Here is a 26351-nt window from a genome sequence, read left to right on the forward strand (position 1 = left end):
TGAGAGCGATATGGTGCTTTTTTGTGCACGAAACAACTCTTTTTTGTGCAGGTCAGGCATGCGTACGATGCAGGTCTGGATATTTCCGGTATAATTTATGTGCAAAGCTGAAGTGCGGCGCGTCTGGCGCGCCGCCATCTTGGGACGGCCAACCCCATGAATTAGTATGATATTTTGTGGCGCTGGCCTATTTAAACGTCAGAAGTTCCAGTTCCGTGCCTTGGCAACGACGAAGTCGCGGAAGGCTTTCAGTTTTGCAGCGTTTTTCATCTCGTCCGGGTAACAGAAGTAGGTGTCGAACGAGGGAATATCGGCGGCAAGCGACAACTGAATCAATCCCGGATCGCGCCCGACGATGTAATCCGGCAAACAGGCGATACCTATTCCCAGCAGGCAGGCGCGCTTGATCGAGGTCTGGCTGTTGATCTGAAGATGCGGAATGCGGGTGTTGTCCGACGAGCGTCCCGCATTTTCCAGCCAGTTGACATCAAGCAGATAGTTGGGTGCCGGTTCGCCGAAGGAGATGATGCGGTGGTTGTCCAGATCCTCGATCGACTGCGGCTCGCCGTGGCGGTTGATGTAGGACGGCGCCGCATATACGTGCATGTGCACCGTGAACAGCTTGCGCTGGATAAGGTCGGACTGTTGCGGCTGGCGCAGGCGGATGGCGCAATCGGCGTGGCGCATGTTCACATCCAGCTCCTCATTGTCGAGGATCAGCTGGATCGACATTTCCGGATAGAGCTGCAGGAATTCCTGCACCTTGTCCGTGAGCCAGCCCTGGCCGAGACCAACCGTCGTCGTCACGCGCAGCTTGCCGCTCGGCTTCTCCGTCGTTTCGGTCAGTTGCATCTTGACGGTTTCGAGCTTTAGCAACACGTCATGGGCGGTGCGATACAGCAGTTCGCCCTGCTCGGTGAGGATAAGACCTCTGGCGTGGCGGTGAAACAGCTTCACGCCAACATCCTGTTCCAGCGCGCTGACCTGGCGGCTGATGGCCGACTGGGACAAATGCAGCTTGTCGGCAGCGTGGGTAAAAGACCCCGCTTCGGCTGCGGCATGAAAAATGCGCAGTTTATCCCAGTCCAATGGCATTGCCATGCCTATCCTGCCTTTCGGTTATTCGGCTGCTACCGCAAGCGGCTGCTGCGCGGTGAGGTACCGTTCTGCTTCGAGGGCGGCCATACAGCCCATACCGGCGGCGGTGATGGCCTGACGGTATATGTCATCGGTAACGTCGCCGGCGGCGAAAATACCTTCCACGTCGGTAGCGGTGGAATCGGGCGCGGTCCACATGTAGCCATTGTCCTTGAGCTTCACCTTGCCCTTGAACAGTTCGACGGCCGGCGCGTGGCCGATGGCGACGAAGACGCCGTCGATGGGCGTATCGCTGATCACACCGGTCTTGGTGTCACGCAGTCGCACACCCGAAACAGAGGGTGGGATTGGCGGCTTGGCGGGAGCGCCGGTGATTTCGGCGATTTCCGTGTTCCACAGGATCTTGACGTTTTCCTTGGCGAAGAGCCGTTCCTGAAGGATTTTCTCCGAGCGGAAACTGTCGCGGCGGTGCACGACGGTTACGGACTTGGCGATATGGGCGAGATAGAGCGCTTCCTCCACGGCAGAGTTGCCGCCGCCGACCACGATCACATCCTTGTTGCGATAGAAGAAACCGTCGCAGGTGGCGCAGGCGGAAACGCCAAAGCCCTGAAAGTGCTGCTCACTCTCGATGCCGAGCCACTTGGCCTTTGCGCCTGTTGCGATGATCAGCGTGTCGGCGGTCCAGACCTGACCGGAATCGGTCTTGACCACGAAGGGGCGCGTGTTGGTTTCGACTTCGGTCACGAGGTCGCTGACGATTTCCGCACCCACATGCGTCGCCTGCTTCAGCATCTGGTCCATCAGCCAGGGGCCCTGGATCGGATCGGCAAAGCCCGGATAGTTTTCGACATCGGTGGTGATCATCAGCTGGCCACCCTGTTCCATGCCGGCAATCAGCACGGGTTTCAGCATTGCGCGGGCCGCGTAGATCGCCGCGGTATAACCGGCGGGACCAGAGCCAATGATCAATACCTTGGTGTGGCGGGCAGACATGGAAACAATCCTTTTTAAAGTAGCGGGGCCTTTCGGCAGCAGAACATTCCAGCCGCAGCACGGTGGACAGGCCGCAACCCCTTCGTTGCCCGGTATTTAAGGTTGTCTAGTGCCTTTATTCAAGGGCAGCCTTGCGTTACCAACAAGGCAGTTGTGGATGCGCGCGCAATTTTGTGACCGGCCGGCGGCATATTGTTGCGAATCCTGCGCCTGGTAGTACAAGGAAGTTCTCCGGCTTAACGAGGAACCTCTCCGTGACCAGCGTCGAACTCGATGCCATCGATCTGAAAATCCTGCGCGAATTGCAGCGCGACGGGCGCATGACCAACGTGGAGCTGGCCGAACGGGTCGGTATTTCCGCGCCGCCGTGCCTCAGGCGCGTCCGCAAGCTGGAAGAAGCCGACGTGATCGAGGGTTATCACGCCATGTTGAACGCGCCGAAGCTCGGTTTCGATCTGGTTGCCTTCTGCATGGTCGGCCTCAAACGCCAGTCGGACAGCAATCTGAAAGCCTTTGCAGCGGCGACGGCCGGATGGTCGCTGGTGCGCCAGGCCTGGATGGTATCCGGCGAAAGCGATTTCCTTCTGCATTGCATCGCCAGAAACCTGACCGAGTTTCAGGATTTCGTCATCGAGGTTCTGACAGCGGACGAAAACGTCGACACCGTGCGCACCATGCTCACCATCCGTCAGGTCAAGCGCGTCGGTCTGGTGGAAATTTGATCGGCGGACCTTTGAGTGATTGCGCCGGCGCTTACCCGCGCCGCAACGCGTCATAGATCGTGCCGAGGCTCGTCGCCTCTTTTTCCAGCGGAAATGCAGTGCGCACATGCGAAAGTCCGGCACGGGCATGGTCCCTGGCGAGAGCAGGATCGGCAAGATAGGTTTTAATGGCATCCCGCAGGGACGCGTAGTCGCCGGCCTCAACGACCATGCCGGTCTCGCCCTTGACGATCATTTCCTCATAAGCGCCGGCATTGCTGGCAACGACAGCCGTCTCGGAAGCCATTGCTTCCAGTGGTGTCAGGCCAAAGCCCTCGTTGCGTGACGGTGCGACATAGAGGGTTAGCCGCCGATACCAGGGCTTGATGTCGTCCACCTCGCCCTGAAACGCTATGCGGTCCGCAAGACCGGCTGCTGCGACATCGGCCATGAGCTTGTCGGCGAAGGCCTTGTGCTCTGCGGTCACGCGGCCGGAGATGACGGCCGTCCATTCGGGATAGTCGGGCAGAAGTTCGATCATGGCGCGCACGAAAAGGTCTGTTCCCTTCTGGTGGCGCACCCGTCCGAAACATCCGATGAGAAATTGCCCCGGCAGGCCGGTCGAAGCGATCGTATCCTCCGGGCCGGTTGCGGGATGAAACAGCTCGGTATCGACGCCATGCATGACGACGCTGTGTGGTACTTCCAGAAACGAGCCTGAGCGGCCGCTTGTCGCGACGACCGCATCCATTTTTGAAATCAGAAAGCGGGTATAGGCGGAATGTCGCCTTTGCGCCGCCGAGGTGAACATCAGCTTCACCTTCATGCGCAGCACGTCACGCATGAGAATGCCCGGCAACATTTCGAGATTGCGGCGGGCGTGCCATATGCGCGGACCGCTGAGCGGGCCGTTTTGCCAGAGCCGCCACAGATCACGGAAGCGAACATGTGGCAGATGCTGCGGCAGGCCCGGGCCGATGACGCCCACTTTCTGACCCAGCCGGTTTTGTACCGGAATAAGCTGCACGATGGTGGAGGTAACGCCGGAGAGCCTGCGCTTGAAGTTCGGCGCAAGCACCTGCACATCTTTCAGACTGGCGTGGGACAAGATGGGCTTCCGTCTTTGCGGCTAAGGCAGGATGTTCAGTTCAGGATATCAATGCAATGCGCCCGAGGGGCGCATTGCATGAAAGGGCAGATCAGCCCCACTGTACGGCGAGAATCTCGTAACCCTTGGCGCCGCCCGGTGCGTTGACTTCGATGCTGTCACCGACTTCCTTGCCGATGAGGGCGCGGGCGATGGGCGAGGAAATGGAAATGCGTCCAGCCTTCACATCGGCTTCCTGGTCGCCAACGATCTGATAGATTCTCTCCTCGTCGCTATCCTCGTCGATAAGCTTGACGGTGGCGCCGAACTTGATCTTGGAACCGGACATCTTGGAAAGGTCGATGACTTCCGCGCGTGCGGTCAAGTCTTCGAGTTCAGTGATGCGGCCTTCGTTATGGCTCTGGGCTTCCTTGGCAGCGTGGTATTCGGCATTTTCCGAAAGGTCGCCATGGGCGCGCGCCTCCGCAATTGCCTCGATGATACGGGGACGCTCCTCCTGCTGGCGAAAGCGCAGCTCCTCCTGCAGCTTGATGAATCCACCGTGCGTCATCGGTACTTTTTCTACCATTTTTTTATCCTTCGCAGTCCTGTCGCTTTACTTGCAGACACAAAAAGAAACAGGTTCCGGAGGGGAACTCCGGAACCATGCCAAAATCATAACTAAGCCGACTATATCAGAAGACGACAACGAAATGCCAGCAAATTTGAGACGGGCATTTTCTTGCATTCGTTCAGGGCTTTAACAGATGAGATTGACATTTTTCAATAGAACATATAGTGAACATAACCATGAAGAAGTCAATCAGGCAACGGCTAGCCATTCTTTCCGATGCGGCCAAATACGATGCGTCCTGTGCCTCCAGCGGCACGACGAAACGCAGCTCTGCTGCATCCGGCGGACTTGGCTCCACGGAGGGGTCGGGCATATGCCATGCCTATGCGCCGGACGGGCGCTGCATTTCGCTCCTGAAGATTTTGCTCACCAATTTCTGTATCTATGATTGCGCCTATTGCATCAATCGTTCTTCGAGCAATGTCGAGCGGGCGCGGTTTACTGCCGAGGAGGTGGTGTGGCTGACGCTGGAGTTCTATCGGCGCAACTATATCGAGGGGCTGTTTCTCTCTTCCGGCATTATCCGCTCTTCCGATCATACGATGGAAGAGATGGTGCGGGTGGCGCGGGAACTGCGCGTCACGCATGGCTTTCGCGGCTACATCCATCTGAAATCCATTCCCGAAGCATCGCCAAAGCTTATTGAGGAAGCGGGGCTTTACGCCGACCGGCTGTCGATCAACATCGAATTGCCGACTGATAGCGGCGTCAGCCGTTTTGCGCCGGAAAAGCAGCCCGCCAATATTCGCCGCTCGATGGCTGATATCCGCCTGAAGATCGAGGAGGCGGGGGAGCCGACTGTCAGGACGCGAAAGACCAAACGTTTTGCGCCTGCCGGACAGAGCACGCAGATGATCGTTGGGGCGGATGGGGCTGATGACAGCACCATTCTGTCCACCAGCGCCCGGCTTTATGGCAGCTATGGTTTGCGGCGCGTCTATTATTCGGCTTTCAGCCCCATTCCGGATTCGTCGAAGAACCTGCCGCTCATCAAGCCGCCTTTGATGCGGGAACACAGGCTTTATCAGGCCGACTGGCTTTATCGTTTTTATGGGTTCGACATTGGTGAAATAACCGCGATCGGCGGTAACGGAATGCTCGATCTAGATATAGATCCAAAGCTTGCCTGGGCGCTGAAAAATCGCGACCGTTTTCCAGTGGACGTGAACGTGGCGGATCGCGAAATATTGCTGCGCGTGCCCGGCTTCGGTACCAAGACGGTCGCCTCGATCCTGTCTTCACGCCGGTTTCGCCGATTGCGGCTGGAGGATATCGCCCGCTTCGGCGTTTCCCTGAAAAAGGTGAAGGCCTTCATCGTTGCCGACGGCTGGACGCCGGGCAAGCTGACCGAACGGCCGGATTTGCGAGCGATGTTTGCTCCGCAGCCCGAACAATTATCGCTGCTGTGATGTACGGCCCGGTTCTGGAAGGGCGGGGCGATTTCGGCGAGTGGCGTGATGCGGCGCGCGCGGCTCTCGCCGCCAATGTGCCGCCGGAGGCGATTGACTGGCGGTTGCGGGATGAGAAAGGCGGGCTTCTCGATTTTGCCGGAGAGCCTTTGCCGGCGGCCCGTGCGGATGACGTGCAGGTGTCCGTTCCAGCCTCCTTCGTGACGTTGGCGCAAGCGATTATCTGTCATAGCGATCCGGGTCGTTTCGCACTGCTTTACCGGTTGCTGTGGCGGCTGAAGCGGGATCGCGCCCTGTTGCAGTTCAAGTCCGATGCGGATGTTTCCGAAGCCCGGCAGCTTGAAAAATCGGTCCGCCGCGATTGTCACAAGATGACGGCCTTTGTTCGCTTCAAGGAATTATCCTTGCTGCAGGGGCAGGGCGGGCGGCGGCGCTTCGTTGCATGGTTCGAGCCGGATCACTTCATCGTCGAGCGCACGGCCCCGTTTTTCCAGCGGCGGTTCACGGATATGGACTGGCTGATCGCGACACCGAACGGCTCCGCGCGGTGGGACGGAAACGTGCTGGAGACATTGCGGCAGGCCGCTTCCAAGCCTGAGCTGACGGATGAAACGGACGAGCTGTGGCGAACTTATTATGCCAATATATTCAATCCGGCGCGTCTGAAGATAAAAGCGATGACGGCAGAGATGCCAAAGAAATACTGGAAAAATTTGCCGGAAGCCGAGCTTATTCCAGGTCTCGTTCTCGGTGCCGAGGCGCGGGTGCTGGAGATGGCGGCAAAGGCTGCGAGCCAGCCGCAACCATTCCATCACCGCCTGCAGGCCGCGGCCTCGGCGCGTGAAGAGCCGCCACCGGCGCCGGACGGTACGCTCGCTTCATTGGCGCGGGAGGCTGGCCAATGCACGCGCTGCGCCCTGCATTGCAAGGCAACGCAGACAGTATTCGGCATGGGACCTGAAGATGCGAAAGTGATGATCGTCGGGGAACAGCCGGGAGATCACGAGGATCTTGCCGGAAAACCTTTCGTCGGTCCCGCTGGTCAGTTGTTCGACCGGACGTTGGTTGAAGCCGGTATTGACCGCAAAAAGCTTTATGTCACCAACGCCGTCAAACACTTCAAATACGAGGCTCGCGGCAAGCGGCGCATCCACCAGCGACCGGATGCGGGCGAGGTGCAGCAATGCCGCTGGTGGCTTAACAAGGAAATCGAGCTGGTACGGCCGAAGCTTATCGTTGCCATGGGTGCAACTGCGCTTTATGCGCTGACAGGCGGAAAGGAAAAGGTCTCCGAGGTTCGGGGTCGCCCGATACCGATGCAGGAGGAGCGGACGCTTTTTGTCACGGTGCACCCTTCCTATCTTCTTCGCCTTCCCGACTCGCAGCAGAAGGAGGCGGAAATGCAGAATTTCAGGAATGAAATTGATTTTATAAGATTATTCTAATAGACTGTTTTGTGTGTTGCTATGCTATATTGGATGATCATCGATATCTTCATCGATATGATTAAATTTTTGTTTATTGGTTATTTTTATTGAAATTTTATACTTGATACCATAATTCAGATATTTATATTTATTCATTGCGTGGATGTATGATGCTCGGCGAACTAGATCTTGCAACAGTGATACTGATGCAAAAGTGTTCTTACATTGTTGGAATGCTGAGTTTTATATATCTGAAGCTCACAAATCGTGGTTTGCACGGCCCGACAGCTCTTGCAGCAGGCTTCGCAGCCATGGCTGCCGGCTCCACGCTCGCTGGGTACGGCGAATGGGGAATAATGTCTCCGGCCTTGTGGCAATTCGGCAGCATCGTCTTCGGTATCGTGGGTTATGCGCTGATCTGGCTTGGCCTGAAAATCGTGAGCGATGGACGTGCTGCCAGCAGGGGGACAGTATCAGCTGTCTGTTTGATTGCCTTGCTGGCAATTGTCCTTGCACAGCAGGTGGCTGACAATAACGCTTATCGTGCGGCCCTGTTCAACGGTTGTGCGGCTGTGGCCTATCTTGCGGGAGCGGGCGGGCTTTTTGCGCGGTGGCGCAAGGAGCCACTCCTGTCCCGCTTCGCGTTGGGCGCGATTGCGGGTATTTCCGGCCTGATTTCGTTGTCGGTGGCAAAGAGCGTGCTTTTGCCCCAATACGCCGCCATCGATCTGGTCAATGCGTTTTTCTTGATCATCATGTTGAACTTCGCCATTGCGCTGTTCGTGATGATGCTGGTAGCCGAGCGGTCAGAGCGCAAATTGCTGGTTCTCGCCAACACCGATCCTTTGACGGGCGTCAAGAACCGTCGTTTTTTCTTCCAGGCCATGCCGGCGGTGCCGGGTCCCAACGATGCGGCGATGCTGCTCGATATCGACCACTTCAAATCAATCAACGACCGCTTCGGCCACGCCGTCGGCGACAGCGTTCTTCAGGAAGTGGCGAAGCGTATCGGCGGCAGCATACGCGGTGGTGACGTGCTGGCGCGTTACGGTGGCGAGGAGTTCATCATCTTCCTGCCGGGTGCCGGTGTTCAAAAGGCTTGCATGATCGGAGAACGCATTCGCGATGCGATTGCGATAACCGAAGTCGATTGCGGCGGTTTGCGTGTCGGTGTGACGATCAGCATTGGCGTCGCAACCAGCGGAGATGCACGCTGCGATCTTCAGACCCTGGCGGAAATGGCGGACCGCGCCCTTTACCGCGCCAAGACGGATGGGCGCAATTGCGTGCGCGAAGCCCTGGCGGCGTGAGGCTTTTGAGCTTTTTGTGAGACAATGCAAAACGCCGCAGGCATGACCCGCGGCGTTTCCATGATCTTCGTTGTCGGCTGATTTTACAGGAAGTAGCTCTGCAAGGGCTTCACTTCCAGATTGCCGGCCTTAAGCGCCTTGATGGCAAGGGCTGCTGCTTCCGCACCGGCCATCGTCGTGTAGTAGGGCACCTTCTGCATCAGCGTTGCGCGGCGCAGCGACTTCGAGTCGGAAATCGCCTTGTTGCTGTCGGTGGTGTTGATGACCAGCTGGACCTGCCGGTTGCGGATGGCGTCTTCGATATGCGGACGACCTTCCTGCACCTTGTTGATCTTCTCGGCGTTGATGCCCTGTTCAGCAAGGAAACGCTGGGTGCCGCCGGTTGCCAGTACCCTGAAGCCGCTCTCGACCAGAATACGGATTGCGGGCAATACGCGGTCCTTGTCGTCGTCGCGCACCGAGACGAAGACGGTGCCGGAGCGCGGCAGGTCGACGCCGGCGCCGAGCTGGCTCTTGGCGAAGGCGAGTGCGAAATCGGTGTCGAGGCCGATAACTTCGCCGGTCGAGCGCATTTCCGGTCCGAGCAGAATGTCGACGCCGGGGAAGCGGGCGAACGGGAAAACGGCTTCCTTGACGGCGATGTGCTTCAGGTTGCGCGGGTCGGGTTTCTTGCCGTAAGCGGCAATCGCCGCATCAAGCTTTTCGCCGGCCATGACGCGGGCAGCGATCTTGGCGATCGGCGCACCGATGGTTTTTGCAACGAAGGGCACCGTGCGCGAGGCGCGCGGGTTGACTTCGAGAACGTAGATCGTGCCGTCCTTGATCGCGTACTGAACGTTCATCAGGCCACCGACGTTGAGCGCCTTTGCAAGCGCCGTCGTCTGGCGTTCCAGCTCGTCGAGGGTTTCCTTGCTCAGCGAACGGGACGGCAGCGAGCAGGCCGAGTCGCCCGAGTGGATACCGGCTTCTTCGATGTGCTCCATGATGCCCGACACGAAGACGTTTTCGCCGTCGCACAGTGCATCGACGTCGACTTCGACGGCGTTGGTCAGGTAGCTGTCGAACAGAAGCGGGTTCTTGCCGAGCAGGGTGTTGATCTGGCCGGTCTTGTCGTTCGGGTAACGCTGCTTGATGTCCTCTGGCACGAGGCCCGGAACCGTGTCGAGCAGATAGGTCTGGAGCTGGCCTTCCGAATGGATGATCTGCATGGCGCGGCCACCCAGAACATAGGAAGGACGCACGACCAGCGGGAAGCCGATTTCCGAAGCGACGAGGCGCGCCTGTTCAACCGAATAGGCGATGCCGTTGTTCGGCTGGGCGAGGTCGAGCTTCATCAGAAGCTTCTGGAAGCGGTCGCGGTCTTCGGCAAGGTCGATCATGTCAGGCGCGGTGCCGAGGATCGGAATACCGTTCTTTTCCAGCGCTTCGGCCAGCTTCAGCGGCGTCTGGCCGCCGAACTGCACGATGACGCCGACCAACTCGCCCTTTTCCTGTTCGGCGCGCATGATCTCGATCACGTCTTCGGCCGTCAGCGGTTCGAAATAGAGGCGGTCGGAAGTGTCGTAGTCGGTCGAAACCGTTTCCGGGTTGCAGTTGATCATGATCGCTTCGAAGCCTGCATCCTTCAGCGCGAAGGCAGCATGGCAGCAGCAATAGTCGAACTCGATGCCCTGGCCGATACGGTTCGGACCGCCGCCGAGGATGACGACCTTCTTGCGGTCGGAAACCTGCGCTTCAGAGCGGGCGGCGCCGACGAAGGGGATTTCATAGGTCGAATACATGTAGGCGGTGGGTGAGGCGAATTCTGCCGCGCAGGTATCGATGCGCTTGAAGACCGGGCGAACATTGAGGCTGTTGCGCAGTTCGGCCACCTCCTTCGGGCGCTTGCCCGTCAGAATTGCCAGGCGGGCGTCGGAAAAGCCCATGGCTTTGAGCATGCGCAGGTTCTCTGCGTCCTGCGGCAGGCCTTGCTCACGGACACGGGCTTCCATGTCCACAATTGCCTTGAACTGGGCGATGAACCAAGGGTCGATCTTCGAGTTTTCGTGGACTTCCTGTTCCGTCATTCCCATGCGCAGCGCCTGGGCGACCATGCGCAGGCGATCCGGCGTCGGTGTGCCTATGGCGGCGCGGATGGCGTTCTTGGAGCCTTCGCCCTCTTCGAAGCCGGGGATTTCGATTTCATCGAGACCGGTGAGGCCGGTTTCCATGCCGCGCAGCGCCTTCTGCAGCGATTCTGCGAAGGTGCGGCCGATGGCCATGACTTCACCGACGGACTTCATGGCCGTGGTGAGGATCGGCGAGGCGCCCGGGAACTTCTCGAAGGCGAAACGCGGGATCTTGGTGACGACGTAGTCGATCGACGGTTCGAACGAGGCAGGCGTCGCGCCGCCGGTGATATCGTTTTCCAGCTCGTCGAGCGTATAGCCGATGGCGAGCTTGGCGGCGATCTTGGCGATCGGGAAGCCGGTTGCCTTGGAGGCGAGAGCGGACGAGCGCGAAACGCGCGGGTTCATTTCGATGACGACGAGGCGGCCGTCTTTCGGGTTGACGGCGAACTGCACGTTCGAGCCGCCGGTTTCCACGCCGATCTCACGCAGCACCGCAATCGAGGCGTTGCGCATGATCTGGTATTCCTTGTCGGTCAGCGTCAGCGCTGGCGCAACGGTGATGGAATCGCCGGTGTGGACGCCCATCGGATCGATGTTTTCGATGGAGCAGATGATGATGCAATTGTCCGCGGTGTCGCGGACCACTTCCATCTCATATTCCTTCCAGCCGAGAACCGATTCTTCGACCAGCACCTCGGTGGTCGGCGAAGCGTCGAGGCCGCCCGAGACGATGTCGAAGAATTCGGAGCGATTATAGGCAATGCCGCCGCCAGTGCCGCCGAGCGTGAAGGACGGGCGGATGATGGCGGGCAGGCCGACATGGTCGATCGCCTGGGCGGCGATTGCAATCGCATGCGCCATGTAACGCTGCTTGCGGTCGGTCTCGCCAAGGTTCCACTGGTTTTCCAGATCGTCCAGCGCCTTGTCCAGTTCCGCACCGGAAAGCTTCGCCTTGAGTTCGGCGCGGGCAGCTTCGTGCTTCTTGCGGTCGGCGTCCTTGATTTCAGTGGCGTTGGCCAGCATGGACTTCGGCGTTTCGAGGCCGATGCGAGCCATGGCCTCGCGGAAGAGGGCGCGGTCTTCGGCCATGTCGATGGCTTCGGGCTTGGCGCCGATCATTTCCACATTGTAGCGGTCGAGAACGCCCATGCGCTTTAGGGACAGCGCGGTGTTGAGCGCGGTCTGGCCGCCCATGGTGGGAAGCAGCGCGTCCGGACGTTCCTTGGCGATGATCTTGGCGACGACTTCCGGGGTGATCGGCTCGACATAGGTTGCGTCGGCGAGGCCCGGATCGGTCATGATGGTGGCCGGGTTGGAGTTGACCAGAATGACCCGGTAACCCTCTTCCTTCAGCGCCTTGCAGGCCTGGGTGCCGGAATAGTCGAATTCACATGCTTGGCCGATCACGATCGGTCCTGCGCCAATGATGAGGATGGACTTGATATCTTGGCGCTTCGGCATGGCTCTCTCGTTCCGCGTTTTGGTTGCGCAAAACACCAGCCAGGGTGAAAGATCACCGGCCGGGGCGCGCAATTCAAAGTTTTCAGGCTAGAAGCGGCTTATAGGCAAATGTTTTTGAGAACGGAACCCCATAAATTCCGGAATCGACAGAAACTCTTAACCCGCCGGTGTATGCGCGGCGAAACGGGCCTGCACGGCCGCACTATGGGAGCGGCTGACGGGTATTTCCGAGCCGTCTCTTGTAATGACGTGCAGACGGCCAGCCTGTTTACGCAACGAGACGACGTCGGAAATGGCAATCCAGTGGGAACGGTGCACCTGCAAGCCTTCCGTGAGGCCTATTTCTTTCAGCGCATCGGCAAAACGCAGCAGAACGAGCTGATGGCCGCGCGTGGTGACGATTTCGGTATAGTGGTCCTGCACCGACAGCCGCAGCAATTCTCCGCGCTTTTGCGGCGGCAGCCGCTCCAGCAGCGGCGCGATGCTTTTCACCTCACCTTTGGCATCTCCATTCGGGTCCGCAACGGCATCCGTTGCCGTTGCGCGTGACTGGCAGGCCGTGAGGTAGCTCAGCAGGCAAAAGATGGCGCAGAGCGGCAGGGCCGACAGGCTGCTTTTCAGAAAGGCAGCGAAACCCATTTCCCTGCCGGAAAAGATTTGGTTCATGATGGAAAGCAGCAGCCCGATGGGCAGGGCTGCCGTCAGCGAGCCGATCATCATGCGTGTCAGCATATTTTCAATGCTGCTGGCAAGGATGGTGTTGGCGAGGATGGAAAAGGATATTGCGAACGTCCATGCGCCAGCCTGAACGATTGTCCAGTAAAGCAGCCGGTCGGCGAAACTCATGGTCTCACTTGTCCCGAAAGGGCCGGTCAGAATGAAGATCGCCAATATGGCAAGGAAGGTCAGCCACAGTCTGCGCGATTGCAGGATGGCGTGCATTTCACGAAGCGTGGACTGCAAAGAGAGGTGATCCACGAAGTTTTCCTGCGGTTGACGCCAATGCGTTTTTCTTTCGCGCATGTTTTGCCGAAGTTAGCGATAATTTCAACCGGGTCAAAACGCTTCACCATGTCACTCCAGCCTTTGCTAGACGCACCGCTTGCCGTGCAATTCCATGTCGCCACCGTTGTTCCGGCCGCGATTCTCGGTGCCTTCATTTTTCTTCGCCCAAAAGGAACCGCCATCCACCGGCTACTCGGTAGGATCTGGGTGACGCTGATGGTCATGACGTCCGTTTCGACCTTCTTCATCCATGAATTGAGGATGCTTTACGGTTTCAGCCCGATTCATCTTTTATCGGTTCTCACCATATATGGCTGTCTGCAATCGGTCCTTTTCGCGCGCAGGGGCGAAATCAGGCGCCATATGAGGATCATGCAGAGTGTCTATCTCGGCGGTATCGTCATCGCAGGCGGTTTCACCTTCGTTCCGGGGCGGATCATTCACGAGGTTGCTTTCGGTGACGGTCAGCCGGGTCTTGTGGTGCTTTTCGCGGGCGTGTTCGTGTTTGCCCTGCTGTCTCTGACCGTCTTCACGCAAAGGCGGCGAGCCTCCTGAACGAATGCACCCACCTCCGCTTTCTTCCGGAACAAGATGTATTATAGTGCCGTTATAAGGTTGCCTGTTGAGGCGACGTTTGCGGAGAGAAAAGCATGGAATGGAGAGGGCGCCGCCAGTCGGACAATATCGAGGATCGGCGCGGCATGTCGGCGGGATCGGGGCCATCCGGCAACGATCCTTTTTCGCGTGGCGGAATGCGCGTGCCGATCGGGCGCCGCGGCGGCGGCATCGGCATTGGCGGTCTTCTGCTGATCCTGCTGATCAGCTGGGTGCTTGGCATCAATCCGCTGACGCTGCTTTCGGGCGGAGACATTTCACTGGATGGGGGCGGTACCACGCAGCAATCCGGCCAGCAGGCGGGCACTCGGCCGCAGGGCCAATCGTCCGACGAGACGACGGCTTTCGTGCGCACCGTGCTGGCTGAGACGGAAGATACGTGGAGCGGCATTTTCCAGTCCGCCGGCGAGACCTATCAGAAACCGACCCTTGTGCTGTTTTCCGGGCAGGTTGCGTCTGCCTGCGGTTCTGCTTCTGCGGCCAGCGGCCCGTTTTATTGCCCTGGTGACCGCAAGGTCTATCTCGACACCAGTTTCTTCAGTGAACTGGACAAGCGTTTCGGCGCGTCTGGCGATTTCGCGCAGGCTTACGTGATTGCGCATGAGGTGGGCCACCACGTCCAGAACCTGACCGGTGTCCTGCCGGAGTTCAACCGCCGCCGCCAGTCCATGAGCCAGGTGGACGCCAACAAGATGTCGGTGCGTGTGGAGCTTCAGGCCGATTGTTATGCCGGTATCTGGGGCAAGTTCACCGAACAGAAGGGCATTCTGGAAACCGGTGACCTTGAGGAAGCGCTCAACGCTGCCCACCAGATCGGCGACGACACCCTGCAGAAGCAGACCCAAGGATATGTGGTGCCTGACAGTTTCAACCACGGCACGTCGGCGCAGCGCATGGAATGGTTCAAGCGCGGCTTCCAGAACGGACGCGTCGAGGACTGCGACACCTTTTCGGCGAATATCTGATAATCAAATGAACGAGGGGGCTTTTCAGCCCCCTTTTATTCAGCGCATCAACAGCGCCACGGCATACATGCCAAGCGCGAAGATCGTGTGGGCAACGAGGTTGAGAAAGCGAACCTTGTTCGGGTTCGGCGTCTTCGATGCCGCCCAGCCGATGCCGAGGCCAGGTTGCAGCAGGAACCAGCCCGCGCCGACCGTGACGATGCCCACGATCCAAGGCTGAATGAAGGAAGGCTCTGAAAACCACGAGGCCGGCACTATCAGGGCGAGAATGATGCCGTAGAGAATGCCGACGGCATAATGCGAGACCCAGCCGAGCGCCAGTTCATGCTCGTAAGGTGCGGCCGTCGCGATAGAATCGTGGAATATCCTGCCCTTCGGCACATGCCAGAACCAGCGGCCGACCGGTGCCCAGTTCGGGGCGGACTGGCCGAAAAACCGGTGCAGCACAATCGCCCATATATCCATAAACACGGTGCCACCCACCCCCATGGCAATACCGCGCCAAATCAAATCCAGCATAGATCCCTCCGCAAATCATGATCGATCAAGCTCTAGCTGATCGTGTGAGTGGCGGGAACAGGGTTTTTCGCGTGCTGAGGGCGGACAAGAAAAATGGCCGGATCGCTCCGGCCATAATGAAGACTGAAACGTCTCCTCCGTCATGCCGGACTGTGGATCCGGGGTAACGTTGCGATTGTCTCACCAGTGAGCTATTTTCGGTCTACGCGGCACGCCCATATTCAGCCTGCCGCCGCGTTGCCGTGGCGAGCTGGAACTGCGCAAGCAATTCGTTGAGCGCCGCCGCTTCCGAGGCGAGGCCGTGGCTTGCCGCAGTCTGTTCTTCGACCATGGCGGCATTCTGCTGGGTGCCCTGATCGATGGTGTTGATGGCGGTGTTGATTTCCTGAAGTCCGGTGGACTGTTCGCGCGACGACGTTACGATGGCGTCGATGTGGCGGTTGATCTCCTGGACTTCGCGCACGATGGTTTCCAGCGCCTTGCCGGCATTGCCGACGAGATCGACACCGGATTGCACCTGTGATGTTGAGGCGTTGATCAGCGTCTTGATCTCCTTCGCGGCATTTGCCGAGCGCTGGGCAAGCTCGCGCACTTCCTGTGCGACGACGGCAAAACCCTTGCCTGCCTCACCGGCGCGGGCGGCTTCCACGCCGGCATTCAGCGCAAGCAGGTTCGTCTGGAAGGCGATTTCGTCGATCACGCCAATGATGTTGCTGATCTCCGACGACGATTTTTCGATGCCTTCCATGGCACGAACAGCGTCCTCGACGATGATGCCGGACTGCTCGGCGTTGTTGCGCGTGCGGTCGACCAGACGGCCTACCTCTTCGGCACGGCGGGCGGAATCCTTGACCGTCGTGGTTATTTCCTCAAGCGCGGCCGCAGTCTCCTCGACAGAGGCGGCCTGCTGCTCGGTGCGCTTGGCCAGATCGTCGGCAGACTGGCGGATTTCTCCAGCACCGGCATCGATTGCGCGTGCATTCTGGCCGACTGTGCTCAAGGCAACGTTCAGCTTGGCGACGGAGTTGTTGAAGTCGTCGCGCAAGCGGTCGATGCGGGTCACGAAAGGTGTCTCGATCCGGTAGTTGAGGTCGCCGTTCGAAAGGTGCGTCAGTCCCTTTGCCAGCGAATCGACTGCGAACTGGATGTCGGCCGCGTCTTTCGCCGCCAGTCGTTCGCGGTCGTTGCGCTCCTGTTCGGAAAGCGTGCGGTTCTGTTCGGCGTCGCCCTCAAGACGCAGACGTTCCGTGGCGTTCGATTTGAATACGGCAACCGCCGCAGCCATCGAGCCGATCTGGTCACTGCGCTCCTGGCCGGGAATGGCGACATCGAGATTGCCGGCGGCAAGCCTTTCCATGGCAGCAGTCATCTGCGTGACGGGGCGAACAATGAAACGGCTGAGAACGGTTGCCAGCAGGGCGATCATGATCGCGGCGGCAAGGATTGTCGCGATGGTTGCCGCGAGGCGAAATTGGCCGATCGCGCTGTAGGCGACGTCGGAATCGACAACGAAACCGAGATACCAATCGACCGAGGGCAGACCGGCGACGGGAATGAAGCTGGTGATCTTGCGCTTGCCGTCGATCTCGGTTTGCGAAATCGCGGAAGAAATTGCCGGTGTATCAACCTTGAAGAGATCGGTCAGCGGCTTGTCGACGAATTTCGCATCGGGATGCATGAGGATCTTGCCGTCCTTGCTGACGAGGAAGGCGTATCCATCCTTGCCGGCATCCACCGACTTGATCATCGTTACCAGCGAATCCAGCGAGAAGTCGCTACCCGTCACGCCGGCCAGCTTGCCGTCGATGGACACGGGAATGGCGGCAGTGATGATAAGGCCGCCGGTCGACGCATCGCTATAGGGCTCGGTCAGTACTGGCTTGCCGGCCTTGACGGCGTCCAGATACCAGGGGCGCTTGCGCGGGTCGTAGCCTTCCGGCAATGGCAATTTCGGGAAAGTCGTGAAACTGCCGCTTTCGGCATTGCCGAAATAGGTGGACATGAACTGAGCCGTCAGCACGTCGTTCTGGAGGAACTGCAGTTTGGCGTCGTCATCTGGGAGCTTGGCGAGCGTCTTCGCAACCGTTTCGGTCAGCATGATGCGGCCGTTCAGCCAGTTGGCGATGCTTTGCGCTGCCTGCTTGCCGGACGAATCGATATTTTCCGCTACGGCTTGCGTTGTCACCTGGTGCTGAAGACTGTCGATATAGAAGGAAAAGCCGGCAAAAGCGGCGACGACAAGCGATGACGCCGCAAACAGAATGCGCGTCATGAGATTGGTTTTTTTGGGCAAGCTACACGTCCTTGGAACCAGATGTGCCCATTCGGCTCATCTTGGAAAATAATGGGAAAGACATGCCTCAATGGCGGGAATATTCTGCGTCATGCAGCTTATGGTTTGAAAGAACTTCGCGATATTCTAATGCGTAAAGTGAAATGGTAAAATTCGGCTAAATTTGTTTTATGTCACGCCGTTTCGGCCCAAGTGGACGTAAAATTGCCGTTCTGCGTAAATTTTGATCATTGATCCGCAAAGGTTGCGTGCAGGAAGGGAATATTTTATTCATCACCTGCTGCCATTGCGCAATTCGCGGGCAATGGCCAAAATTCAGGTGAATTACAATGTCTTCGTCGGTTGTTGCAGAAACCGTTCCCTCTGGATCGGGGTCGTGGCTTTCGCATTTCAAGGCTACGCTTGCGCTTGGAATTCCGCTTGTCGGTGCGCAGCTCGCGCAGCTTGGCATCCACACTACAGATATGGTCATCGTCGGTCAGCTCGGAGCTGAGAAGCTGGCGGCCATGGTGCTGGCCGGGCAGTTCTTCTTCGTTGTCTTCATTTTCGGCTCGGGATTTTCCGTGGCCGTGGTACCAATGGTGGCGCAGGCTTACGGGCAGGGCGATGCGACGGCTGCCCGCCGCTCGCTGCGCATGGGCATGTGGGTGGCAATCGCGTACTGGATTCTTGCCCTGCCGATATTCTTCAACGCCGAGCGTATTCTGGTCTATCTCGGGCAAAACCCCGAAGTTGCGGCGTTGACCGGCCATTATCTCGCCATCGCCAAGTTCGGCCTTTTGCCGGCGCTGCTTTTTTACGTGCTGCGCGGGCTTGTCAGTGCAATCGGCCGTGCGGGCATCATTCTGTATGTCACCATCATCATGCTGGTGATGAACGGTTTGATGGCCTATGCGCTGGTCTTCGGCCATTTCGGATTGCCGGTGATGGGTATGAACGGCGCGGCCGTCGTTGCCGTCATCGTCAATGCCTTCAGCTTCATCTTCATCGTCGCTTATGTGCAGACGCGTGAGGAAACCAGGAAATACGAGCTGTTCGTGCGCTTCTGGCGGCCGGACTGGCATGCGCTGTTCGAAGTGCTGCGCCTTGGCCTGCCTATCAGCATCACCATCCTTGCCGAAGTGACGCTGTTTGCGGCCGCTTCGATCCTGATGGGACAGATTGGCACCGTGCAGCTTGCGGCGCATGGCATCGCCCTGCAGCTTGCCTCCATCGCTTTCATGATCCCGCTCGGCCTGTCGCAGGCGGCGACCGTGAGGGTCGGTGTCGCGTTCGGTCAGGGTGATTTCAGGAACCTCGTGCGCGCCGCCATCATGGTCTACGCGATTGCCTGCGGCATTGCCGTTTGCGGCGGCATCCTGTTTGCGGCTGTTCCGGAATTTCTGGCGAAGTGGTTTCTTGACGCGAAATTGCCGGAAGCGGCGGAAGTGCTTGCCTACGCAAGCAGCCTCGTGGTGATCGCCGGCATCTTCCAGCTGGTCGATGGTATCCAGGCCGTGACAGCAGGTTTGCTGCGCGGATTGAAGGATGCGCGCATTCCGGCGATGCTGGCGCTGATTTCCTATTGGCCGATCGGGTTGGCGCTGGCCTGGACCATGGCCTTTCCGCTCGGCTTTGGCGGACGTGGCGTCTGGTTCGGTTTCGTGATCGGCCTTTCGACGGCGGCCGTTCTCCTGACTATACGTTTCGTCATTCTGGTGAAGCGTGAAATGAAAACGGCCCGCTGAAAGCGGGCCGTATATCTTTCCTGATTTTCCGAAGATGTCTCAGCGCTCGGCGAGCGCTGCCTCACCTTGTCTCTCGCGCAGCAGGTTGACGAAGCGGCGGAAGAGATAGTGGCTGTCCTGCGGGCCGGGCGATGCTTCCGGATGGTGCTGGACGGAGAAGACCGGCTTGCCGACGATGCGCAGGCCGCAATTGGTGCCGTCGAACAGCGACGTGTGGGTTTCTTCGACGCCATCAGGCAGCGACTTGGCGTCAACCGCAAAACCGTGGTTCATGGACACGATTTCCACCTTGCCGGTGGTGAAATCCTTGACCGGATGGTTGGCGCCGTGGTGCCCCTGATGCATCTTTTCAGTCTTGGCGCCGACGGCCAGGCCAAGCATCTGGTGGCCGAGGCAGATGCCGAAGATCGGCAGGTCGCTGTTGATGAGGTTCTGAATGACCGGTACGGCATATTCGCCTGTCGCGGCCGGATCTCCCGGACCATTGGAAAGGAAAACGCCATCCGGCTTCAATGCCAGAATGTCTTCGGCGGATGTCTGGGCCGGAACCACCGTGACCTTGCAATCGAGACCGGCGAAGAGGCGCAGGATGTTGCGCTTGACGCCGAAATCCACGCAGACGACATGGTACTTCGCATCGGCTTCATTCAGCGTGCCGTAACCCTCGTTCCAAACCCAAGGCGTTTCCGTCCAGGTGGAGGATTGGCCGGATGTGGCTTCGATGGCGAGGTCGAGGCCGACGAGACCGCTCCATGCCTTGGCTTCCGCCTTCAGCGCCTCGATGTCGAACACGCCGTTGGGATCATGGGCGATCACCGCGTTCGGTGCACCGTTTTCGCGTATCCATGCCGTCAGCGCGCGCGTGTCGATGCCGCAAAGGCCGATGACGCCGCGGGCTTTCAGCCAGGCATCCAGATGTTTGGCGGCGCGGAAGTTCGAAGGGTCGGTGATGTCGGCCTTGAAGATGACGCCGACTGCGCCGCGGCGGGCGGCTGGCGTCAGGTCTTCGATGTCTTCCTCATTGGTGCCGACATTGCCGATATGCGGGAAGGTGAAGGTGACGATCTGGCCGAGATAGGACGGATCGGTCAGGATTTCTTCGTAACCGGTCAGTGCGGTGTTGAAGCAGACTTCCGCCTGTACCTTGCCGGTTGCGCCGATCCCCGTTCCCTCGATCACTGTGCCATCGGCAAGAACAAGCATTGCGGTCGGTTTGCGGGTAGTCCAGGGCGCTGTCTCGGTCATCTCGTTCCGTTTCTGCCGCTTCGCACCCCGCCTCTTGAAAGGCAGGGGGAGAGGGGCCATTTTTTGTCGCAGGCTTCGTGACATAAAGGGGCGCGCGAAAAACTCGCGTTTTGACCCTTCGTTAAAATCTCGTGCAGGTGCCGGAAAATAACGAAAGCTGCTTAAACGGTCAACCGCAGGCTCAAGATTTACGCGGAATTAAACCTTCGCACATTCAAGGGCTTATGCATTTGATTTGCTTGAGCGGGTTTGCTCGGTTATGTCGTTTCGAAAAATAAGGTGGAAAGTTTCCGTGTCGAGAAGCTGCGGAATGCACTTTCCCAAGGAGAAGAAGAAATGATGCGCGACACGTTCGCTAATACTCTGAAAGACGCGCTGAAGGCTCGTGACGCCCGGCGTACATCGACCGTGCGTCTCATCCAGGCAGCCATCAAGGATCGCGATATTGCCAATCGCGGCGTGGGCAAGGACCCCGTCACCGACGACGAGATCATGCAGATCCTGACCAAGATGGTGAAGCAGCGGGAAGAGTCCGCCAGCATCTATGATGGTGCCGGTCGCGCCGAGCTTGCCGCTCAGGAGCGCGAGGAAATCGTCATCATCAAGGAATTCATGCCGGAAGAGATTCCGGCCGAAAAGGTGCGCGAATTGTGTCAGGCCGTCATCAGCGAAACCGGCGCCTCCGGCCTGCGTGACATGGGCAAGTGCATGAATGCGCTCAAGGAGCGCTATCCCGGCCAGATCGACTTCGCGAAAGCCTCCGGCGTCGTCAAGGATTTGCTGAAGTAGGTGTCGCCCGTTCGGAAAAAGTAAAGGCAGGGCAGCCATGGCTGCCCTGCCTTTTTGCTGCCGACGAAGGCGCATTTCGGCGGATCAAAATGCGGTCACGCGCAGGCGTTTTTCGGGGGACGTGCCTGCGGGCGTCAGCAGCTTTATGAGAATGTCCGGGCGCTGCCTTTGAATATGTTTTATACCTCGGCGACGGTTGGCTCAAATTACAAAAACATAATTTTTTGTGATGATGCGCTGCCATAAATTTGCCCGAAGCGGGCGACAGCGGCGATGCGGTTTTAGTGCGATGGCCTGTGAATATCGGGTATTCCGGTTCTTTGGGTTTGGTACTGACCCCTTTCTGCGCTTATATGAAAGACTGGCCTCGAACAGGTAACCCATGCGATTTTCCAATTCTTTTCTCGATGAGATACGCGACCGCGTGAACATCTCCGATGTGATCGGCAGACGTGTGTCCTGGGATAAGAAGAAGACCAATACGCCGCGGGGCGATTATTGGGCCTGCTGCCCGTTCCATGGCGAAAAAAGCCCGAGTTTTCATTGCGAGGATCGCAAGGGGCGATACCATTGTTTTGGTTGCGGTGTTTCCGGCGATCATTTCCGGTTTCTCACTGATCTCGAGGGGTTGAGTTTCCCCGAAGCGGTTCAGCAGATCGCCGACATGGCCGGCATCTCCATGCCGCAGCCCGATCCGCAGGCTGAGAAGCGCGAGCGCGAGCGCACCTCTTTGCAGGACGTCATGGAAATGGCGACGCTGTTCTTTCAGGATCAGTTGCAGACCGCGCTTGGTGCGCGGGCGCGGGCTTACCTGCGCGATCGCGGGCTGACTGGGCGCACCATCGAGACATTCAGGCTCGGTTTTGCACCAGATAGCCGCAATGCGCTAAAGGAGCATCTGGCGAGCAAGGGTGTGGCGCGCGAACAGATGGAAGCCTGCGGGCTGGTGGTGCATGAAAACGTGCCGGTTTCCTATGACCGCTTCCGCGACCGCATCATGTTCCCGATCCTGTCGTCGCGCGAAAAGGTGATCGCTTTCGGCGGCCGCGCCATGGCGGCGGATGCAGTGGCCAAATATCTGAACTCCAACGAGACCGAGCTTTTTCACAAGGGCAATGTTCTCTACAATTTCGCCCGCGCGCGGCGCGCCTCGCAGGCTTCCGGCGGCACCGTCATTGCCGTCGAAGGTTATATGGATGTCATTGCGCTTTATCAGGCGGGTGTCGAAAATGCTGTCGCCCCGCTCGGCACGGCGCTGACGGAAAGCCAGCTTGAGCTCCTGTGGAAAATGTCGCCGCAGCCGATCCTCTGCTTTGATGGCGACGGCGCCGGCATTCGTGCCGCCAACCGCGCAGCCGATCTCGCCCTGCCGCATATCAAGCCTGATCGTTCGGTGAGCTTTGCGCTTTTGCCCGACGGAAAAGACCCTGATGATCTCGTGCGGCTGGAGGGGCGTGCGCCTTTTGACCGTGTGCTTTCTGAGGCAAAACCGCTCGCGGCGATGATCTGGAGCCGCGAGACGTCTTCGGTGACTTTCGATACGCCTGAAAAGCGTGCCCAGCTTGAAAGCCGGCTGCGGCAGATCGTTGCCGTGATCGGCGACGAGGCCGTGCGGCGTTTTTACCAGCAGGATATGCGCGACAGGCTGAATGCCTTCTTCCAGCCGCGTTTTCAGCAGGGCGGTTCGCAGGGTGGAAATTTCCGTCGCGATGGCCAGCAGGGTAATGGGCGCGGGTTCCAGAGGAACGCTTCCGGACGGGGTGGAGCCATGGCTGCGCCGGCCAGCAACATTTCCGACCGTCTTACCCAGTCGGGTCTGGTCAGGGGCCACCAGACCAAGCCTTCACTTCGTGAAAGCGTTCTCGCCATCACCATCGTCAACCATCCCGAACTGCTGCTTGAGGAATATGACGAGATCGCCGCGATCGATTACGAAAACCGCGATCTGCAACGCCTGTGGTCGACTGTGCTGACCTTTGCTGCGGAAAGTGCGGCCGAGATTTCGCGGGCAGGGCTGATCGAGCGCCTGTCGCAGCAGGGTTTCGAGGTGCTTTTGAAAACCATGGACCAGCAGGTGCGCAATGCGCGCCTGTGGACGGCCACGGAACAGGCGGCGCTGGAAGATGCGCGTGAGGGATATGTGCAGGCGCTTTCACTGCACAAGAGGACGAAATCCCTGCTCTGGCAGAAGCGCGAGCTGGAACGGGAAATAGGCGAGGCGACGGACGATGAACGCGGCACGCTTCTGGTGCGGGCGCTGGCCGAAGTTCAGCTGGAAATCGGCCGAATGGAAAATCAGGAAGCGATCATCGATGGTTTCGGCGTCATGTCCGGCCGGGTAAAGGGTCCGGCTGTCGGCCATGGCTGAGGACTGCGGCCAAGAATAGAAAGACGTGTGGGGTTGCCTTTTGCTGCAAGCGCCCTAAATAGGGGGTAGTCTGGTGATAACTCGCAAAATGCGGCCCTTTTTATGAATTTCCGTGGCTGTCTCGCCCTCAAAGGCTTGACGGGGCGGGAAATAGCGGGAATCACCAATTCAGGAATAGTAAGGTGGAATGAGCCTTGGCGGATAGAAATTGCATGAGCAAGCATTTTCGGGTGCACTGTCTTTGCATTCTGCCTGAGGCTGCCGTGGTTAATCGGCAATTAAAGATCACTCCGTTAGGTGTCTGACAGTGATTCGCTGTTATCAGCCGGATGCTCTCAAGGCGAACGGCTATGCGGCGGAACAGGTGTTAGCGTCAGGGAAAGCGACGAGATAGATGGCAACCAAAGTCAAAGAAAACGAAGAAGCAGAAAACGAACGCGACGGTGCGACGGACGGTCCGCTTCTCGATCTTTCGGATGACGCGGTCAAAAAGATGATCAAGGCCGCCAAGAAGCGCGGCTATGTGACGATGGACGAGCTGAATTCCGTCCTGCCGTCCGAAGAAGTGACGTCCGAGCAGATCGAAGACACGATGGCGATGCTGTCCGATATGGGCATCAACGTTATCGAGGACGAGGATGCCGAGGAAGCACCGGGCGAAGCCGAAAGCGACGATTCCGATAACGAAGAGTCCGAAGGCGGCGAACTGGCACCTTCCGGCGGTACCGCGCTTGCGACCGCGAAGAAAAAAGAACCGACCGACCGTACCGACGATCCTGTGCGCATGTATCTGCGCGAAATGGGTTCCGTAGAGCTTCTGTCGCGCGAAGGCGAAATCGCCATCGCCAAGCGCATCGAGGCCGGCCGCGAAACGATGATCTCCGGCCTTTGCGAAAGCCCGTTGACGTTCCAGGCGCTGATCATCTGGCGCGACGAACTCAACGAAGGCACGACGCTGCTGCGCGAGATTATCGATCTCGAAACCACTTATTCCGGCCCGGAAGCCAAGGCTGCCCCGCAGTTCCAGAGCCCGGAAAAGATCGAGGCGGACCGCAAGGCCGCCGAAGAGAAGGAAAAGACCCGCAGACTGCGTGCGCCCTCCGGTGACGAGGATGTGACTGATGTGGGTGGCGATGGCCTGCCGCCGGAAGAGGAAGAAGAGGACGACGACGAGTCCAACCTTTCGCTTGCCGCGATGGAAGCCGAGCTGCGTCCGCAGGTCATGGAAACGCTCGACACCATTGCCGACACCTACAAGAAGCTGCGCAAGCTTCAGGACCAGCAGGTCGAGGCTCGCCTTGCCTGCACGGGGACCCTGTCCTCCGGTCAGGAGCGCCGCTACAAGGATCTCAAGGACCAGTTGATCACGGCTGTGAAGTCGCTGTCGCTGAACCAGAACCGTGTCGACAGCCTTGTCGAGCAGCTTTACGATATTTCCAAGCGTCTGATGCAGAACGAAGGCCGGCTGCTGCGCCTTGCCGAATCCTATGGCGTCAAGCGCGACAGCTTCCTCGAGCAGTATCACGGTGCGGAACTCGATCCGAACTGGATGAAGTCGATTGCCAATCTGGCCGCCCGCGGCTGGAAGGAATTCGCCCGCGAGGAAAGCAACACGATCCGCGAGATCCGTCAGGAAATCCAGAATCTGTCGACGGAAACCGGTATTTCCATCGCCGAATTCCGCCGTATCGTTTCCATGGTACAGAAGGGTGAGCGCGAAGCGCGTATCGCCAAGAAGGAGATGGTCGAGGCCAACCTGCGTCTCGTGATCTCCATCGCCAAGAAATACACAAACCGCGGCCTGCAGTTCCTCGATCTCATTCAGGAAGGCAATATTGGCCTGATGAAGGCGGTGGACAAGTTCGAATATCGCCGTGGTTACAAGTTCTCGACCTATGCGACGTGGTGGATCAGACAGGCGATCACCCGTTCGATCGCCGACCAGGCGCGCACGATCCGTATTCCGGTTCACATGATCGAGACGATCAACAAGATCGTTCGCACCTCGCGCCAGATGCTGCACGAGATCGGCCGTGAGCCGACCCCGGAAGAACTGGCGGAAAAGCTGGCCATGCCGCTTGAAAAGGTGCGTAAGGTTCTGAAAATCGCCAAGGAGCCGATTTCGCTCGAAACCCCTGTGGGTGACGAAGAGGATTCGCATCTCGGCGACTTCATCGAAGACAAGAACGCGCTGCTGCCTATCGACGCCGCCATTCAGGCCAACTTGCGCGAGACGACGACCCGCGTTCTCGCCTCGCTGACGCCGCGTGAAGAACGTGTTCTGCGCATGCGTTTCGGCATCGGCATGAACACCGACCATACGCTGGAAGAAGTCGGCCAGCAGTTCTCGGTCACGCGCGAACGTATTCGCCAGATCGAGGCGAAGGCACTGCGCAAGCTGAAGCATCCGAGCCGCTCCAGAAAGCTCAGAAGCTTCCTCGACAGCTAAGCCTTTGCCTGCTTTAAAATTGAACCCGGTCAGTCACCTCTGGCCGGGTTTTTTGTTTCCCGCACTGGCGATCTCTGCGACAAGCCTTATGTGTGAAAACAAAGCGTTCCGCGTTTTCGGAAATGCTCAGGTTCGATTTGGC

Annotated in this window: 19 protein-coding genes; 10 read left to right on the plus strand and 9 right to left on the minus strand. The window is 58.5% G+C overall.

Translation table 11 applies throughout. From position 1 onward, the window contains the following. Positions 1 to 198: 198 nt before the first annotated feature. Together FB593_RS13940 and trxB are read right to left on the minus strand one after the other, a co-directional pair. Complete coding sequence (locus FB593_RS13940) at positions 199 to 1095, minus strand: LysR family transcriptional regulator VtlR (RefSeq protein ID WP_003513405.1); 897 nt, start codon at positions 1093 to 1095, stop codon at positions 199 to 201. Positions 1096 to 1119: 24 nt separating this feature from the next. Next, complete coding sequence (gene trxB, locus FB593_RS13945) at positions 1120 to 2094, minus strand: thioredoxin-disulfide reductase (protein WP_112752081.1); 975 nt, start codon at positions 2092 to 2094, stop codon at positions 1120 to 1122. Positions 2095 to 2348: 254 nt separating this feature from the next. On the opposite strand from trxB, the gene FB593_RS13950 reads away from it, so the two are divergent. Continuing rightward, positions 2349 to 2816 carry an Lrp/AsnC family transcriptional regulator gene (locus tag FB593_RS13950; RefSeq protein ID WP_003513401.1) on the plus strand — a complete coding sequence of 156 codons (468 nt, stop codon included), beginning with the start codon at positions 2349 to 2351 and terminating at the stop codon, positions 2814 to 2816. A 31-nt stretch (positions 2817 to 2847) separates the two neighbouring features. Here the strand turns inward: FB593_RS13950 and FB593_RS13955 are convergent, their stop codons facing one another. Both FB593_RS13955 and greA read right to left on the minus strand, forming a co-directional pair. Beyond that, complete coding sequence (locus FB593_RS13955; protein ID WP_112752082.1) at positions 2848 to 3903, minus strand: glycosyltransferase family 4 protein; 1056 nt, start codon at positions 3901 to 3903, stop codon at positions 2848 to 2850. Between the two features lie 91 nt (positions 3904 to 3994). After that, a complete protein-coding gene (greA, locus tag FB593_RS13960) occupies positions 3995 to 4471 on the minus strand; it encodes a transcription elongation factor GreA (RefSeq protein WP_003513396.1) in 477 nt (158 codons plus the stop codon). 221 nt (positions 4472 to 4692) lie between these two features. Between greA and FB593_RS13965 the strand changes: the two genes are divergently transcribed. The 3 genes from FB593_RS13965 (at position 4693) to FB593_RS13975 (ending at position 8662) form a co-directional block, all read left to right on the plus strand. After that, the gene (locus tag FB593_RS13965; RefSeq protein ID WP_065702322.1) at positions 4693 to 5925 is read left to right on the plus strand and encodes a putative DNA modification/repair radical SAM protein; all 1233 of its coding nucleotides are present in this window, start codon (positions 4693 to 4695) and stop codon (positions 5923 to 5925) included. Further along, on the plus strand, positions 5925 to 7370 hold the full coding sequence (locus FB593_RS13970) for a UdgX family uracil-DNA binding protein (RefSeq protein ID WP_145166687.1): 1446 nt from the start codon (positions 5925 to 5927) through the stop codon (positions 7368 to 7370). The genes FB593_RS13965 and FB593_RS13970 overlap by 1 nt, the downstream gene beginning before the upstream one ends. Before the next feature lie 152 nt (positions 7371 to 7522). Further along, on the plus strand, positions 7523 to 8662 hold the full coding sequence (locus FB593_RS13975) for a GGDEF domain-containing protein (protein ID WP_026330772.1): 1140 nt from the start codon (positions 7523 to 7525) through the stop codon (positions 8660 to 8662). Between the two features lie 83 nt (positions 8663 to 8745). Here the strand turns inward: FB593_RS13975 and carB are convergent, their stop codons facing one another. Both carB and FB593_RS13985 read right to left on the minus strand, forming a co-directional pair. Further along, positions 8746 to 12234, minus strand: a complete 3489-nt coding sequence (gene carB / locus FB593_RS13980; RefSeq protein WP_026330773.1) for a carbamoyl-phosphate synthase large subunit — start codon at positions 12232 to 12234, stop codon at positions 8746 to 8748. Positions 12235 to 12390: 156 nt separating this feature from the next. After that, positions 12391 to 13257 (minus strand): LytTR family DNA-binding domain-containing protein, encoded by an 867-nt coding sequence (locus FB593_RS13985; RefSeq protein ID WP_065687156.1) that lies wholly within the window; start codon positions 13255 to 13257, stop codon positions 12391 to 12393. Between the two features lie 48 nt (positions 13258 to 13305). Here FB593_RS13985 and FB593_RS13990 point away from each other — a divergent pair, with 48 nt between their 5' ends. Together FB593_RS13990 and FB593_RS13995 are read left to right on the plus strand one after the other, a co-directional pair. Then, positions 13306 to 13794 (plus strand): DUF2306 domain-containing protein, encoded by a 489-nt coding sequence (locus FB593_RS13990; protein WP_038491721.1) that lies wholly within the window; start codon positions 13306 to 13308, stop codon positions 13792 to 13794. A gap of 95 nt (positions 13795 to 13889) precedes the next feature. Then, positions 13890 to 14819 (plus strand): neutral zinc metallopeptidase, encoded by a 930-nt coding sequence (locus FB593_RS13995; RefSeq protein WP_003513383.1) that lies wholly within the window; start codon positions 13890 to 13892, stop codon positions 14817 to 14819. A 39-nt stretch (positions 14820 to 14858) separates the two neighbouring features. On the opposite strand, the gene FB593_RS14000 is transcribed toward FB593_RS13995, so the two are convergent. Both FB593_RS14000 and FB593_RS14005 read right to left on the minus strand, forming a co-directional pair. Then, positions 14859 to 15338 carry a DUF2938 domain-containing protein gene (locus FB593_RS14000; RefSeq protein ID WP_013636558.1) on the minus strand — a complete coding sequence of 160 codons (480 nt, stop codon included), beginning with the start codon at positions 15336 to 15338 and terminating at the stop codon, positions 14859 to 14861. 202 nt (positions 15339 to 15540) lie between these two features. Then, on the minus strand, positions 15541 to 17631 hold the full coding sequence (locus tag FB593_RS14005; RefSeq protein WP_113472942.1) for a methyl-accepting chemotaxis protein: 2091 nt from the start codon (positions 17629 to 17631) through the stop codon (positions 15541 to 15543). A 329-nt stretch (positions 17632 to 17960) separates the two neighbouring features. Here FB593_RS14005 and FB593_RS14010 point away from each other — a divergent pair, with 329 nt between their 5' ends. Next, positions 17961 to 19358 carry an MATE family efflux transporter gene (locus FB593_RS14010; protein ID WP_013636556.1) on the plus strand — a complete coding sequence of 466 codons (1398 nt, stop codon included), beginning with the start codon at positions 17961 to 17963 and terminating at the stop codon, positions 19356 to 19358. A 39-nt stretch (positions 19359 to 19397) separates the two neighbouring features. Here FB593_RS14010 and carA read toward each other — a convergent pair whose 3' ends face one another. Next, positions 19398 to 20603: a glutamine-hydrolyzing carbamoyl-phosphate synthase small subunit gene (gene carA / locus FB593_RS14015; protein ID WP_003513375.1), complete on the minus strand. Its 1206-nt coding sequence runs from the start codon at positions 20601 to 20603 to the stop codon at positions 19398 to 19400. Between the two features lie 339 nt (positions 20604 to 20942). Here carA and FB593_RS14020 point away from each other — a divergent pair, with 339 nt between their 5' ends. From FB593_RS14020 to rpoD, 3 genes are all read left to right on the plus strand, one after another. Continuing rightward, entirely contained in the window at positions 20943 to 21392 is a 450-nt protein-coding gene (locus FB593_RS14020; RefSeq protein WP_026330775.1) for a GatB/YqeY domain-containing protein, read from the plus strand. 382 nt (positions 21393 to 21774) lie between these two features. Then, the gene (gene dnaG, locus FB593_RS14025) at positions 21775 to 23760 is read left to right on the plus strand and encodes a DNA primase (protein WP_003513370.1); all 1986 of its coding nucleotides are present in this window, start codon (positions 21775 to 21777) and stop codon (positions 23758 to 23760) included. Positions 23761 to 24154: 394 nt separating this feature from the next. Continuing rightward, positions 24155 to 26209 carry an RNA polymerase sigma factor RpoD gene (rpoD, locus tag FB593_RS14030; RefSeq protein WP_003513359.1) on the plus strand — a complete coding sequence of 685 codons (2055 nt, stop codon included), beginning with the start codon at positions 24155 to 24157 and terminating at the stop codon, positions 26207 to 26209. Positions 26210 to 26351 lie beyond the last annotated feature (142 nt).

This window comes from Rhizobium sp. SJZ105 (assembly GCF_007828365.1).
In the GTDB taxonomy this organism is placed as follows: Bacteria; Pseudomonadota; Alphaproteobacteria; order Rhizobiales; family Rhizobiaceae; genus Agrobacterium; species Agrobacterium tumefaciens.

Bases quoted from the DNA above. Each gene is read 5' to 3' on its own strand.
- rpoD (WP_003513359.1), top strand. From the start codon at position 24,155: ATGGCAACCAAAGTCAAAGAAAACGAAGAAGCAGAAAACGAACGCGAC.
- FB593_RS13940 (WP_003513405.1), bottom strand. From the start codon at position 1,095: ATGCCATTGGACTGGGATAAACTGCGCATTTTTCATGCCGCAGCCGAA.
- FB593_RS13995 (WP_003513383.1), top strand. From the start codon at position 13,890: ATGGAATGGAGAGGGCGCCGCCAGTCGGACAATATCGAGGATCGGCGC.
- FB593_RS13970 (WP_145166687.1), top strand. From the start codon at position 5,925: ATGTACGGCCCGGTTCTGGAAGGGCGGGGCGATTTCGGCGAGTGGCGT.
- FB593_RS14000 (WP_013636558.1), bottom strand. From the start codon at position 15,338: ATGCTGGATTTGATTTGGCGCGGTATTGCCATGGGGGTGGGTGGCACC.
- FB593_RS13975 (WP_026330772.1), top strand. From the start codon at position 7,523: ATGCTCGGCGAACTAGATCTTGCAACAGTGATACTGATGCAAAAGTGT.
- greA (WP_003513396.1), bottom strand. From the start codon at position 4,471: ATGGTAGAAAAAGTACCGATGACGCACGGTGGATTCATCAAGCTGCAG.
- FB593_RS14020 (WP_026330775.1), top strand. From the start codon at position 20,943: ATGCGCGACACGTTCGCTAATACTCTGAAAGACGCGCTGAAGGCTCGT.
- FB593_RS13990 (WP_038491721.1), top strand. From the start codon at position 13,306: ATGTCACTCCAGCCTTTGCTAGACGCACCGCTTGCCGTGCAATTCCAT.
- FB593_RS14010 (WP_013636556.1), top strand. From the start codon at position 17,961: ATGTCTTCGTCGGTTGTTGCAGAAACCGTTCCCTCTGGATCGGGGTCG.
- dnaG (WP_003513370.1), top strand. From the start codon at position 21,775: ATGCGATTTTCCAATTCTTTTCTCGATGAGATACGCGACCGCGTGAAC.
- carA (WP_003513375.1), bottom strand. From the start codon at position 20,603: ATGACCGAGACAGCGCCCTGGACTACCCGCAAACCGACCGCAATGCTT.
- trxB (WP_112752081.1), bottom strand. From the start codon at position 2,094: ATGTCTGCCCGCCACACCAAGGTATTGATCATTGGCTCTGGTCCCGCC.
- FB593_RS13965 (WP_065702322.1), top strand. From the start codon at position 4,693: ATGAAGAAGTCAATCAGGCAACGGCTAGCCATTCTTTCCGATGCGGCC.
- carB (WP_026330773.1), bottom strand. From the start codon at position 12,234: ATGCCGAAGCGCCAAGATATCAAGTCCATCCTCATCATTGGCGCAGGA.
- FB593_RS13985 (WP_065687156.1), bottom strand. From the start codon at position 13,257: ATGCGCGAAAGAAAAACGCATTGGCGTCAACCGCAGGAAAACTTCGTG.